Origin of the sequence: Tigheibacillus halophilus, from assembly GCF_042683165.1 — a bacterium.
Classification (GTDB): Bacteria; Bacillota; Bacilli; order Bacillales; family Amphibacillaceae; genus Tigheibacillus; species Tigheibacillus halophilus.
Window position 1 is genome coordinate 137,325 of the sequence record NZ_JBHUIZ010000014.1, and the last position, 12,898, is coordinate 150,222.

Sequence of the window (12,898 nt, forward strand, 5' to 3'; positions counted from 1 at the left end):
CTTTCTCATTGTTTTCCCATTTCAATTGACGCATTTTTTTGCTATAGTCAGTACAGTAGATTGGAGAGATGACGTTGGGACAATTGGTACTGCAGTTAGCAGAAAATCAAATTCAGTCAATGAAAGAATACTATACGGATTTTTTGGAATCACCACCGCCTGGAGCGGTGTTTCGGGCAAAAACAAGTAATGCATCTGTCACTGCTTACCGTTCGGGAAAAATTTTATTTCAGGGTAAGGCTCCTGAAGCTGAGGCAGAAAAATGGACACAGGGACAAAGCAGCAGACACGTTCCCAAACAAGTTGCTACCCGAAAGAATAGCGGCCTCCTTCCTGCACAAACTTTATTTTCTGCAAGCCATATCGGTTCTGATGAAGCAGGAACAGGTGATTATTTTGGGCCGATCACCGTCGCTTGTGCTTATATAAATGCGGCAAATATTCCACTGCTAAAACAGATGGGTGTTAAGGATTCCAAAGCACTTTCCGATGATACAATAAAAAAACTAGCCGCTGAAATCATTCATATGAACATACCATATAGTTTGTTAATATTAAATAATCCCAAATATAACCAATTGCAAAAACGCGGCTGGTCCCAGGGAAAAATGAAAGGCGTACTTCATCAGCACGCCATTGACAAGTTAGTAGAAAAAATCGACAATGCCGAACTGGACGGCATCCTGATAGATCAATTCTGCCAACCGGACGTCTACAAAAGGTATATCACTTCGGAAAATTTGGCTTTGCAAAACAATACATTCTTTATGACGAAAGCCGAAAGCTATTCCATCGCTGTAGCTGCCGGATCGATTCTGGCAAGGGCTGCTTTTTTACGTGAAATGGATAAGTTGTCTCAGCAGATTGGCATCCATCTGCCGAAAGGAGCTTCAAGAATCGTGGATGAGGCCATTGCAAAAATAATTGCAACAAAAGGGGAACGCACGTTAGACTCCTGTGCCAAAGTCCACTTTGCTAATACAGGCAAAGGTAAAAAGCTACTTTAACGGTAAAATGATGTTTATATAAATGAACTTGCATCCAGTCGGCGATGCACTCCTTCCTGCGTTTGCGTACTTTGATATCAGAAAAGCACCACGAGAGAAATGCAAAAAAAAGATATGGCTGGAACACAGCCATATCTTTTTTTATGAGCGTATTTCTGCATCAAATTGTTTTTGCACTGCGGAAATAATCGCTTGAAAACTTTCATCTACTTCTTCATCTTTCAAGGTCTTTTCGGGATGCTGGAAAACAATATTGTATGCGAGCGATTTTTTTCCTTCCGAAAGATTTTCACCTTTATAAACGTCAAAGACATGTGTTTCGTTTACCAATGGCTGACCTGTTTTGTGAATCAATTTTTCCACATCACCCGCAACGACTGATTCATCCAGTACAAAAGCAACATCCCTAGTCACAGATGGATATTTGCTGATAGCATGGTAAGCAGGCTCCACATGGTGTTGGGCAATGATTTCCGACAAATTCAAATCAAACACATAAGTCTCTTTCAAATCCATTTCTTTGGCCAGTTTCGGGTGTATCTGGCCGATAAAACCAATTTCTTTCGTTCCGGTTCTCAGCACAGCGCAGCGACCTGGATGCATATCCGGTAAGGCTTCTGCAGTATAATCCAAATCAAGCCGCAAGTAGTCGGCCAGTCCTTCCACGATTCCTTTGACAATGTAGAAATCGATTTTTTTAATTTCTTGCTGCCATTCATGCTGTACCCAGTTTCCGCATAATACACCTGAAAGGCGCAATTGTTCCAACGGTTGCTCAGTCAACTCCTCTTCTTGGGTTATAAAAACACTGCCCATTTCGAAATAGGCAATATCGAACTGTTTACGAGCCCGATTATAGGCAGCTGATTTCAATAGCTCAGGTAAAATGCTAAGCCGCAAATAACGATGATCCTCTGTCATCGGCATAGATACAGAAATCGGCTTAGGCTGCATGTCACGAACTTCCGGACTGACCAATCTTTTAGAGAAATCACTGTTTGTCAAGGAGTACGTGACTGTTTCCATCATTCCAATCCCTTGCAAATATTGTTTCATTCTACGTTTCAGCTGCTGGGTTTCAGTAAGTGCCCCTGCCTGTGCTGCTCCCTTAGGCAATGTGAACGGCAAATTATCATATCCGTAAAGTCGTGCAATTTCTTCCAACATATCCTCATAGATCTGAATATCACCACGTCTGCTAGGGGCTTTTACAAGAAAATGTGCATCTGTTCGTTCATAATCAAAGCGCAGTCGCTGTATAATATTTTCAATTTCAGTCGCGCTCATCCGAGTCCCCAATCGATCATTGACGTCAGCTGTATCCATAGCTATCTCTGGCCGCTTCACCTCACGATAGTCCACCTCGGCGGCCCCTTGTAGCACTTTTCCAGAAGCATATTGTTCCAAGAGCTGACAGGCTCGCAGACCGGCTTCGTTGATCCTTGCTATATCTATTGCCTTTTTCTCATACCTTGTACTTGCTTCACTGCGCAGACCAGTTGTTTTGACTGTGGCACGCACTGCGGAATGGTTAAAATGTGCTGCCTCCAACAATATCGTTTTCGTATCATCTTCGACTTGCGTTTCTGCACCACCCATAACCCCTGCAAGCGCCACTGGTTTAGAACCGTTTGTGATTACCAAATTCTCTGCCGTAAGTCTTCTTTCTACATCATCCAAGGTAACAATGCTTTCCCCGTCCTTCGCGCGGCGGACAACAATTTCCTTGCTGGCTAAACGATCATAGTCGAACGCATGCAGCGGTTGGCCGTACTCGAGCAAAACATAATTGGTGATATCCACCACATTATTGATTGGACGAATGCCAGCGGCCTGCAGATAATTTTGCATCCATAGCGGTGATGGCTTGATAACAACGTCTTTAATCATATACGCACTATAATATTTGCATAAATCCCCAGCAATAACGGAAACGCTAATATATTCGGAGGCGCTATCAGCAATTGCTTCCACAGCAGGTTCAGGCAATTTCACAGGCTGATCCAAAATGGCAGCAACTTCAAATGCAACCCCAATCATGCTTAAGCAATCAGAACGATTTGGTGTCAAATCAAATTCCAACACAACATCATTCAGGTTCAACAATTCCCCGACAGGCATTCCTACCTCCACATCATCAGCAAATACGTAGATGCCGTCAGCAAAGTTTTTAGGAATATATTTCTCTTCAAAGCCAAGCTCTTTCAATGAGCAAATCATTCCATTGGATACGATGCCGCGAAGTTTTGCTTTTTTAATCTTGATTCCTCCGGGAAGTCTTGCCCCAGGCTTCGCAACAACCACTTTTTGTCCTTGTGCGACATTCGGAGCGCCGCAAATGATTTGCAGTGTTTCGCCCTCACCTACATCTACCTGGCAAAGATTCAACTTATCAGCATCTGGGTGTTTTTCACACGAGGAGACATAGCCTGTTACCAGATTCGTACTTTTTTCCGCTATATGCTCAATATGATCCACTTCAATTCCTGATTTGGTGATTTTTTCTGCCAGTTCTTCCGGCGTAATGTTATCTATATCTACATATTGACGCAGCCAGTTCAATGAAACCAACATAAGATTACCTCCCTCAATTATTAAGCCTGATGAAATTGTTTTAAAAAGCGCTTATCATTTGTATAAAATTGGCGAATATCATTGACACCATATTTCAACATTGCAATCCGTTCAGGGCCCATTCCGAAAGCAAAACCTGAATAAACAGCCGGATCATATCCTGACATTTCCAATACGCGAGGGTGCACCATGCCTGCACCAAGTATTTCTATCCAGCCAGTACCTTTACAGACAGAACAGCCTTCACCGCCACAGACTTTACAGGAAATATCCATCTCGACAGATGGTTCAGTAAATGGAAAAAAGCTTGGGCGTAATCGGATTTCTCTGTCCTGACCGAACATTTTTTTCGCAAACACATCTAATACACCTTTCAAATCACTCATGCGGACATGCTTATCAACAAAAAGCCCTTCTATTTGGGTAAATTGATGTGAATGTGTCGCATCATCGTTGTCACGGCGATATACGATTCCCGGACAAATCATCTTGATCGGCTTGTCACCGCCATAAGACTGCATGGTTCTAGCTTGTACAGGAGACGTTTGGGTTCTCAGCAAAAGTTCATTCGTGATATAAAAAGTGTCTTGCATATCGCGCGCAGGATGATCCTTTGGCAGATTTAATGCCTCGAAGTTGAAGTAATCCGTCTCTACCTGTGGTCCTTCTCTTACTTCAAACCCCATCCCAATAAACATATCTTCGATTTCTTCCATAATTGAAGTGAGCAAATGTGGTCCACCACTTTTAATCGGTCTGGCGGGAAGGGTGACATCAATAGCTTCTTGCGCAAGCTTTTTTTCCAATGCTTCATTTTCCAGCACTTGCTGTTTGTTATCAATCGCTTCCGTAATGGCAGCCCTCACTTGGTTGGCGATTTCTCCAACAACGGGTCTTTCTTCTTTGGTTAATTTTCCCATCCCTTTCAACACACTAGTTACAGAACCTTTTTTACCAAGGTATGCCACTTTGATTTCCTGAAGTTCTTTCAGTGTTTGCACCTGGTGGATCTTTTCAATCGCTTCCTGCTTCAGGGCTTGCAGTTGTTCCTTCATCGTCATTTCCTCCTTATTACATCAAAAATAAAAACCCATCCCCAAAAAAGGGACGAGTTTTACTGTCGCGGTACCACCCTTGTTGACATGTGTACAACGCCCATGTCCAACTTGAAATCAGATAACGGATAATTCCGGAACACCTTTACTTGGCTGCAAGGAAACATAATTTGCTTTGTACTGCCCCAGCATTCGCCAGAGGTTGCCAGAATTAAAGTTTCCAAATTATGCACAAGGTCTAAGTGTCAGCTCCAGAGTGAAATGCAAACAAAATCGCAACAGAAATGCTTTCAGTCAAATGGCATTCCCTCCCTTAGGAAGCTTTTATTTTGTTTGCCAGCTCTTTCAACGCCAGTAATATTATAATTCTTTAAGATATTATAGATAACTTACCGTTTTTTTGCAAATACGAACATCTTCTGGGTTCAGCACACCTGTTTTTCACCACATTAAATTCAGTGGATATGCTTCACATGGTACATCAGGATACCAGCAGCAACACTTACATTCAGCGATTCTGCCTTACCGTATATCGGGATTCTGGCGATTTCATCTGCTGATCGCAGTAATGTATCCTGGACACCTGAACCTTCATTCCCAAGAAGCAATGCGATTTTTTCAGTCGGTTTTATTTGCTGATAATCTTGTGAGTTCCTTAAAGCTGTCGCCCAAATGGAATAACCATCCTTTTGCAGCTCTTTCATTTTTTCTGAAAGATCAGCTTGTTCGATAGCAATATGAAAAATAGATCCTTGAGTAGAACGAATCACTTTATCATTAAACACATCCACCGTGCCGCTTCCTAAAATGATGCCGTCGAAACCACAAGCATCTGCTGTTCTGATAATGGTTCCAAGATTGCCTGGGTCCTGAATCCTGTCCAGCAGCAAAAGATTTCGTGCTCCATATACAGGCTTCATCCATTTTGTTTCCAAAACTGCAGCTATCCCCTGAGGATTCTCTGTTTGACATATATGCTCAAATACGTGGCTGCGCAACTGATAGATATTTTCTCCCTTTATCCATTCAGGAAGTTGCACAATATCCTCGCTGATGATCAGCTCATGGACCTTCCAATCACTTTTCAGTGCTTCTTCAACAAGATGGTATCCCTCCATTAAAAACATGTTGCTTTTTACGCGTCCTTTTTTATGATGCAGTTTTCTCCATTGCTTCACTTTTGCATTTTGTACAGATATTATCTCCTTCATTGTCACCATTCCCATCCAATCACTGCTACTATCATACATATTTTTAACAAAACAGGTCAAACTATCTGTTAAAGATGAGCCAAGGAGTGATAGCATGGACTTGAATCTTCGGAAGGCGATCATTGCCAATATTTCCGATAATGACAAACAGCAATTAGAAGCAACAATCGTTGATGCCATACAAAATGGTGAGGAAAAAATGCTGCCTGGTCTGGGCGTATTATTCGAGCTGATTTGGCAGCAGGCGCAACAAGATGAAAAACAGGAAATGCTGACAGCACTGAAACAAGGTGTGGAGCAAGCAGCAACTTCCTAAGAGAGTCACATGGTAAAGCATATTTAACTCCTGGAGGCAAATGCCAGGAGTTTTTTTATGGTAAACAATGCTTCAAGCTCGATATATATGCCGTTTCTTTCGACATTTTTCAACGAAATTCGAAAATGATGATAAAGTCCCGGATAATTTGTGGAAGCGCTGTTTTACGTGATTAAAATCTCAAACAAATCATATATTCATTAAATATATAGTGCTAACTACCCTTTTTTTATCGTTCGTTTTCAAAAAGATAACACACGTTCAGCGGCAAGAATTAATATTTTTCTGAAACTGATTGACCCTAGATATCGTAATTGTATAGAATGAGGAAGTATATACGAGGTATATTTATTCCCAACAAAAATACATATGAACTTGGGGGAATGGAAAGGGGTAAAATCATGGACGAAACAATGAAAGAAAATCAGCATGGTAAAGGGGGATCCAAAAAACTTCTTGCTATTGTTATCGCTGCAGTACTGATTATCGGTGGTGCAGTTGCTGCATTTGCACTATTAAACAAATCACCGAAGGAGAAATACTTCCTTGCTGAGAAAGAATCATTTGACCATGTTGCAGAGCATGTAAAAGAACAATATGCTCCTGAAATGGATTGGTATGAGAAGTCAAAGGAAAACCCAGTCAAATCGGATATGGAGATTACTGGAAACTATGAATCTCCCACCAGCGGGTTTTCAACCGGGGGTATGTTCAGCCCAGAACAGTTCATCAACAATTCAAAATTGAATCTTTCAACACAATACGATCAAAAAGACAAGCTGGCCTCATTAACTGTCAACGGAAGCATGGGGGAGATTAAAACTGGGGATATTTCTACCTACCTGACGAAGGATAAACTCAGTGTTCAGCTTCCCTTTTTGGATGAATTGCTGCAAATCAAGGACAATGATCTTGCAAGACTGATAGAAGAAGAAAATCCAGACATCAAATTGGATGATTCACTTGATTTTGGTAAATTTTTCGAACAGAACACGCTTCCTGAAGAAGATATCGAATACTTGAAAAAAGAATATCTTGGTATGATTTATGATGATCTGCCAGATGATGCATTCAACACATCGGATGAAAAAATCGATGTGGATGGGAAATCGGTCAAAACAGAAAAAATAAAGATGCATTTGACGGAAAAACAATTAAAAACCATCTTATCCAACGTATTTACAAAAGCATCTAAAGATAAAAAACTGATGAAAATCATTAAAGACCAATATCAGATGCAGGAATTTGGTGCTGGCTTATTCGCACCGCAGCAAACTGCTGGAATGGACGCCATGACTGATGAGATGATCAAAGATTTCGAGCAGGCAATGAAGGATGCAAATAAAGGCTTGAAAGACATCAAAATTCCTGATGGCATGACATCAACCATTTGGACGAACGACAAACTGATCGTGAAAAGAGACTTTTCTATTAAGGCGGGACCCAATAAGGACCAATTAGGCACATTCCATGTTAAAGGTACACAGACACTGGAAAAAGAGAAACAGCAATTCGCCTATACATTCGGTTATAAGGACCAGTTCGATGAGGGGGATTTAAAAATAGATGGTACCCTATCGAACAAGGATGGGAAGATTAAAAACGCCATCAAACTGACAGTAGCTGATACAGAAATCGATTTTGATGCCGACGAAACATTAAAAGACGGTAAAAGAGATTTTGAACGTAAGTTTACATTCAAGGAGAATGACGAAAGCGGCGGTCTGATTTGGACTGGTGATGCCGATTATGACAAGGATCAAATGAAATCCAATCATAAACTGACTTTAGACGGCGATTTCCTCCAAGGCACAAAAATTGCTCTCAACCTTAAAAATTCAGCTAAAACCATTAAGAAAGTAACACTTCCTAAAGAAGATAATGTCAAAGACCTGGGCAATATGAAGCTTGATGAAATCGAGCAGTATTTTATGAATGATGTTTCTCAAAAAGCGCAGCAATACTTCATGCAAATGGTCGGCCCTGGCCTTTAGCAGCAGCAAAACACCAACAGTGGCAAAGCTGTAAGATTATGAGTGAAATGAGAGTTGGTATACATGCGGTTTTTTAAACATATATGCTTATTTATGAAAACCGATTTTAGGCAAGTACGGAGGAAGTGGCTTACACTTCCTCTTCTTTTGCTTTTTCCAGTTGTCCTGATAACCATGTTGGGGTTTATTACAGTTTCCTTGTTCACAACAGATCAATCATCCAGTATTAAAGTAGGTCTTGTTGACCAGGATCGGTCCAAAGAAACACAAATGATCGTTAAATTGATTGAGGAGTCCTCGCAATTAGGAAGTTATCTGCAAATACAAGCACTAGAAGAAAAAGAGGCAAAACAGCAAGTGAAAGCAAACAAAATAAGTGCTTATATTGTCCTGCCCGCTTCATTCACTGAAAATCTCTACCATGGGATACCAGTAAACATCAACGTTGTCGGGAATCCAAAAAAGCGTACAGACAGCCGGCTTGCCAAGCAATTGATCGACAGTGTTGCAAGACATATCTCCACCTCTCAGGCCAATATACTGACGATCGATCAGTATGCCAAAAAGCTTGGCATGCCAGATAAGGATAGACGCAAACTGATGTTTGCGCAGTTTAAAGAATTTTTACTTTATGTCATTGGCAAAGATCAGATACTATCCGAGGAAAAGATTACCAACCAAGCTACTGCCGCACCAACACAATATTTTGGAATCACTGGCTGGTTCATCCTCACCACTGTCTGGTTTTTATTAGTCTTTCAATTACTGTACAAACAATCCGGAGCAAAAATGAGACAGCGGATGAAGTTATATGGCGTTAGCAGTCTGCAGCAGCATATTTCCAGAATGGCCGTCACTTTAGGAGTTGTGACTATAGTCAGCATGCCCATATTGTACGGGATTGCTCATTATACCAACATTGAACTAAACTTTGCAGATTACGGGCGTATAATCCTGCTCATGCTATTGTTCGGTATTTGTTTATTGGAAATTCTCGCTATTTTGGAAAATGTGATCCACTCCGAAAAACTGGCATTGGTTTTACAATATGTTATTGTATTTTTTTTATTGGTCGCAAGTGGAGCCATCATCCCGGCGATATATTTTTCATTGATGCTTCAGCGATGGCTGTCTTATGTTTTTGGCAGCCGGGCCCTCCATTGGCTGCAGGAAATCACCATCAATCAGCGGCTGTATGCTGACTTTTCATTGTTGTTTTGGTCCGCTTTTGCAGGGGCATTGCTAATGGCCATTAGCTCTGCATGGAAGGAGCGAATGTCGTAATGAAAGATATTTTATTCACAAGATGGATGCACTGGAAGAAACACTGGGTGGGAATGCTGTTTTGGCTTGCATTACCTATTATCGGTACGATATTGATTAGCTCTCTGTTGCAAAGTGCGGAAAAAGAAGCCAAAGTTCCCATAGGAATTGTCACTGAGGATAACACACCCTTAGCCGAAGTGCTGCTTAAGGAAATTGGTACTGAACGAACGCTGCAAGTCCAGCATCTTCAGAAAGAAAAAGCACTACATTTATTGGAGATTCATAAACTGGACAGCGTATTTGTCATCAACAAAGGGTTTGAAGAACAAATTCGTGCAGGAAATCGTGATCAATTAATTTCCGGCTACCATTCTGATTTATCATTTGCATATTCGCCAGTAAAGGAAATGATTATTTCCCTTGTCCAGCAGGAGACCAGCCGCTCTAAAGCCGCTTATACTGTAAAACGTCTCTCAGATTCAGCAAAAACCCGGCAGCATTGGACATGGGATGCCATCGTCAAAACGAGTAAACAGGTGCAGAAAGAAGAAAACTTATTCTTATCGACATTTTCTTACCTTCCTTCTGCATCCGGGATAGAGTCAAACGATAGCGTAATGTTGGACGTATGGGCAATATGGGCTTTATGGAACTTGCTCATTACCTTCATGCTATCCGACTGGTTGATCAAAGAAAAAGAGAATGATGTATTTCTCCGTTTTTCTTTCATACGTTTCAGTTATCCCGGCTATCTTATTAATAACGCAATATTATATTTTGTTCTGCAGACATGTTTCAATTTTGCTGCTGTTTTCATTTTCCACCTTGTTATGCAGTCAAATTTTAGTTTTACGATATTTCCAAGTCTGTTCGCTTTCCAAATTTTATTGTCGTCTGGTGCTTTTTTGCTAGCACTACTATTTAAAAACTCCTATCTGTTTTATAGCATCGCAATCGCAATCACCCTGCTGCTGTCGGTTGCTGGAGGTGCCATTATCCCGCTGGACAACCTTATTGGAAAATATCCATGGATTCCATTGGTGAACCCGTTGTATGATTTCCTTCACGGTACAATAAACTATCATTTGCCAGCGATATGTATCTTGGTGATTGTCAGTTGGTATTATCTGCAGCAAAGAACACAAGTTGATCAGAAATAAGCAAGTATGATGAGAAAGGAGTGACATAATGCTTCAAGCTGCGGGCATTACAAAACATTACGGTGATAAAACCATCTTGCACGATATCAGCTTCTCCATCAGCCAAGGGGAAGTTGTCGGCCTAGTCGGGGAAAACGGTGCAGGCAAATCCACATTGCTTAAAATATTGGCAACGTTGGATAGGCCTTCCAACGGCATTGTCACACTTGAAGGAATGAACGTTCATAAGGACAACAAAAGAGCCAGAAAGCGCATCGGATTTGTTCCGCAGGATATTGCGTTATGGGAGGCGCTGAGCGTCAAAGAAAATATGCTCTTTTTTGAAAAACTTTCCTGGCAGCACAAGACCTTGAGTTCTTTGAAACGACTATGCTTAGACATGGAACTGGACAAATGGAATGAGCCGGTAAAAACACTTTCCGGCGGAATGAAGCGAAAATTGAACATGGCTATCAGTATGATTCATGATCCGAAAATCTTGCTGTTGGATGAGCCAACTGTCGGCATCGATCTGAAATCTCGCATGGAGATCGGCAATTTTCTAAAAAAGCAGTCCATAGAACAAGGAAAAGTGATTGTTTATACATCACATGACATGGATGAAATCAGACGTCTATGTGACCGAGTCATCTGTATTGGGAAAGATTCATTTTATAGGGATATACTTGCCGAAGCGAATAAAAATATTGAAGTAATGCATTAATGTCATATCAAAATGCCATTAAATATCTCTACAATTTTTCGGAGGAGATATTTCTCAAGCGTGACTTTATGACCAATAATAGAGATAAATGCTGAATAGTATCAGCTGAGTTTAAAACTTACTTCCAAATTAACATGATACTTTTCAAAAAATAACCAATGAAGTCTCTTGCCCATTTTTGATCAGACGCAGACAAAACAGTTACAAGTACCGCAATATAAGCCGCCATACTTCCACTTTTTCAGGGAATGTCTTGGTATAACGTCCAGGTATCGGACTAGTCGATGGCAAACGAAGCACATCTCTAGTCGCCACCTCTCTGTACGAGCCGAAATGTTTTTGGAATACCTGAAATGATTTCGTGCCATTACAAGCAATCACGTTAATGGTAGGATATGTTTTTAATAAGCGGACAATATCATTCGGTTCAACCTCAGTGATGTTCCCATCCAAGCTCCCCTTTCGATAGCAGCTGGCAATGGAATCCCATAGTGCAATATGATGCTCCTTTAGTAGCTGGATTCTGCTTTCATACACTGTGGTTTCCGGTTTATCGAACAATTGGAGCATCAGCGGCCAAAAGTGGTTGCGCGGGTTGCCATAATACTGTTGATGCTTCAATGACAACTCACTTGGCATACTACCTAAAATGAGAACGCGCGGTTCTTCCGGAAGCACTGGTGCCATGGATTGTAACCTTTCTTTTGCTGTCAATCCTATCACCTCTTCAATTCTGAAAATATATTTCGATTTAAGACAATGTTTCTTGCATTTAACGTCCATTCGTATATAATATAGTAGTTTGCTATTTGCCAAACCGTGGTTCGAGACCATCCCACGCTAAAAAAACTAGGGAGTGAAGTAAATGAATAGCAAAACACTGGTAGTCAATGGTGTCACGGCCGCATTATATGTTGCTGTTTCATTGGTATTACTAATCTTTCCACCATTAGCATACTCTAATATCCAGTTCAGGATACCCGAGATATTCAACCATCTTGTTGTATTTAACAAGAAATATTTTTTTGGAATCGTTGTGGGCGTGTTCCTGGCGAACATCTTTTCCCCGACAGGAGTCTTCGATTTAATTTTCGGAGTAGGACATTCGGCTATCTCGCTGGGGATTGTCATCCTGCTTGGCAAGTATATCAAGAACAAGATTGCACATATGATTGTAAACTCTTTGGTGTTTACATGCAATATGTTCATTATCGCGTTCGAATTAAAAATCGCACTTGATTTGCCTTTCTTCTGGTCCTGGCTGACAACGGCCGCCGGAGAATTCGCGATCATGGCAATAGGTATACCGATTATGTACGCCATGAACAAAAAAGTGCATTTTAGCAAGCTTATATAAACAAAGTGATAGCAGTCATGTTAGATTACTTCCTAAAACATCCTCATGGTGAGTTCGTTAAACCGCTTGTACAAAATGAGTTCGATATTGTATCGAGCTCATTTTTAGTTTTGCCTTCTTCTATTTCGCATGAGGATATTCATTCTTTTTTAAAACGACGTAATATCCGCCGTAAAGAAAACCATTCCAACAGCAAAATTAAATATAAGAGAACGACACTTGTGCCTGTATATGTGAAAATCAGAAAGGATAATC

Annotated in this window: 11 protein-coding genes and 1 riboswitch; of the genes, 7 read left to right on the forward strand and 4 right to left on the reverse strand. The window is 40.9% G+C overall.

Annotation, left to right across the window (positions count from 1 at the left end):
* The first annotated feature begins 68 nt into the window (after nucleotides 1–68).
* The gene (rnhC, locus tag ACFSMW_RS15300; RefSeq protein ID WP_390357091.1) at nucleotides 69–1,007 is read left to right on the forward strand and encodes a ribonuclease HIII; all 939 of its coding nucleotides are present in this window, start codon (nucleotides 69–71) and stop codon (nucleotides 1,005–1,007) included.
* Between the two features lie 141 nt (nucleotides 1,008–1,148).
* Here the strand turns inward: rnhC and pheT are convergent, their stop codons facing one another.
* The 3 genes from pheT to ACFSMW_RS15315 all read right to left on the reverse strand — a co-directional run bounded on the left by pheT (nucleotide 1,149) and on the right by ACFSMW_RS15315 (nucleotide 5,847).
* Nucleotides 1,149–3,581 carry a phenylalanine--tRNA ligase subunit beta gene (pheT, locus tag ACFSMW_RS15305; protein ID WP_390357093.1) on the reverse strand — a complete coding sequence of 811 codons (2,433 nt, stop codon included), beginning with the start codon at nucleotides 3,579–3,581 and terminating at the stop codon, nucleotides 1,149–1,151.
* 20 nt (nucleotides 3,582–3,601) lie between these two features.
* Nucleotides 3,602–4,636: a phenylalanine--tRNA ligase subunit alpha gene (gene pheS / locus ACFSMW_RS15310; RefSeq protein WP_390357094.1), complete on the reverse strand. Its 1,035-nt coding sequence runs from the start codon at nucleotides 4,634–4,636 to the stop codon at nucleotides 3,602–3,604.
* Between the two features lie 455 nt (nucleotides 4,637–5,091).
* Nucleotides 5,092–5,847: a TrmH family RNA methyltransferase gene (locus tag ACFSMW_RS15315; protein WP_390357095.1), complete on the reverse strand. Its 756-nt coding sequence runs from the start codon at nucleotides 5,845–5,847 to the stop codon at nucleotides 5,092–5,094.
* A gap of 94 nt (nucleotides 5,848–5,941) precedes the next feature.
* On the opposite strand from ACFSMW_RS15315, the gene sspI reads away from it, so the two are divergent.
* From sspI to ACFSMW_RS15340, 5 genes are all read left to right on the forward strand, one after another.
* Nucleotides 5,942–6,163 (forward strand): small acid-soluble spore protein SspI, encoded by a 222-nt coding sequence (gene sspI / locus ACFSMW_RS15320; RefSeq protein WP_390357096.1) that lies wholly within the window; start codon nucleotides 5,942–5,944, stop codon nucleotides 6,161–6,163.
* 401 nt (nucleotides 6,164–6,564) lie between these two features.
* On the forward strand, nucleotides 6,565–8,157 hold the full coding sequence (locus ACFSMW_RS15325; RefSeq protein WP_390357097.1) for a hypothetical protein: 1,593 nt from the start codon (nucleotides 6,565–6,567) through the stop codon (nucleotides 8,155–8,157).
* Nucleotides 8,158–8,250: 93 nt separating this feature from the next.
* A complete protein-coding gene (locus tag ACFSMW_RS15330) occupies nucleotides 8,251–9,441 on the forward strand; it encodes an ABC transporter permease (protein ID WP_390357275.1) in 1,191 nt (396 codons plus the stop codon).
* Entirely contained in the window at nucleotides 9,441–10,583 is a 1,143-nt protein-coding gene (locus tag ACFSMW_RS15335) for an ABC transporter permease (protein WP_390357099.1), read from the forward strand. The genes ACFSMW_RS15330 and ACFSMW_RS15335 overlap by 1 nt, the downstream gene beginning before the upstream one ends.
* Before the next feature lie 28 nt (nucleotides 10,584–10,611).
* A complete protein-coding gene (locus tag ACFSMW_RS15340) occupies nucleotides 10,612–11,286 on the forward strand; it encodes an ABC transporter ATP-binding protein (protein WP_390357100.1) in 675 nt (224 codons plus the stop codon).
* 201 nt (nucleotides 11,287–11,487) lie between these two features.
* On the opposite strand, the gene ACFSMW_RS15345 is transcribed toward ACFSMW_RS15340, so the two are convergent.
* Complete coding sequence (locus ACFSMW_RS15345) at nucleotides 11,488–12,000, reverse strand: DNA-deoxyinosine glycosylase (RefSeq protein ID WP_390357102.1); 513 nt, start codon at nucleotides 11,998–12,000, stop codon at nucleotides 11,488–11,490.
* A 99-nt stretch (nucleotides 12,001–12,099) separates the two neighbouring features.
* Nucleotides 12,100–12,145, forward strand: a riboswitch (PreQ1 riboswitch).
* Between the two features lie 6 nt (nucleotides 12,146–12,151).
* On the opposite strand from ACFSMW_RS15345, the gene ACFSMW_RS15350 reads away from it, so the two are divergent.
* Nucleotides 12,152–12,643 carry a QueT transporter family protein gene (locus ACFSMW_RS15350; protein ID WP_390357104.1) on the forward strand — a complete coding sequence of 164 codons (492 nt, stop codon included), beginning with the start codon at nucleotides 12,152–12,154 and terminating at the stop codon, nucleotides 12,641–12,643.
* Nucleotides 12,644–12,898 lie beyond the last annotated feature (255 nt).

Excerpts from the sequence above, each read along its gene's own strand:
- rnhC (WP_390357091.1), top strand. The coding sequence starts at position 69 with ATGACGTTGGGACAATTGGTACTGCAGTTAGCAGAAAATCAAATTCAG.
- pheT (WP_390357093.1), bottom strand. The coding sequence starts at position 3,581 with ATGTTGGTTTCATTGAACTGGCTGCGTCAATATGTAGATATAGATAAC.
- pheS (WP_390357094.1), bottom strand. The coding sequence starts at position 4,636 with ATGAAGGAACAACTGCAAGCCCTGAAGCAGGAAGCGATTGAAAAGATC.
- ACFSMW_RS15315 (WP_390357095.1), bottom strand. The coding sequence starts at position 5,847 with ATGAAGGAGATAATATCTGTACAAAATGCAAAAGTGAAGCAATGGAGA.
- sspI (WP_390357096.1), top strand. The coding sequence starts at position 5,942 with ATGGACTTGAATCTTCGGAAGGCGATCATTGCCAATATTTCCGATAAT.
- ACFSMW_RS15325 (WP_390357097.1), top strand. The coding sequence starts at position 6,565 with ATGGACGAAACAATGAAAGAAAATCAGCATGGTAAAGGGGGATCCAAA.
- ACFSMW_RS15330 (WP_390357275.1), top strand. The coding sequence starts at position 8,251 with ATGAAAACCGATTTTAGGCAAGTACGGAGGAAGTGGCTTACACTTCCT.
- ACFSMW_RS15335 (WP_390357099.1), top strand. The coding sequence starts at position 9,441 with ATGAAAGATATTTTATTCACAAGATGGATGCACTGGAAGAAACACTGG.
- ACFSMW_RS15340 (WP_390357100.1), top strand. The coding sequence starts at position 10,612 with ATGCTTCAAGCTGCGGGCATTACAAAACATTACGGTGATAAAACCATC.
- ACFSMW_RS15350 (WP_390357104.1), top strand. The coding sequence starts at position 12,152 with ATGAATAGCAAAACACTGGTAGTCAATGGTGTCACGGCCGCATTATAT.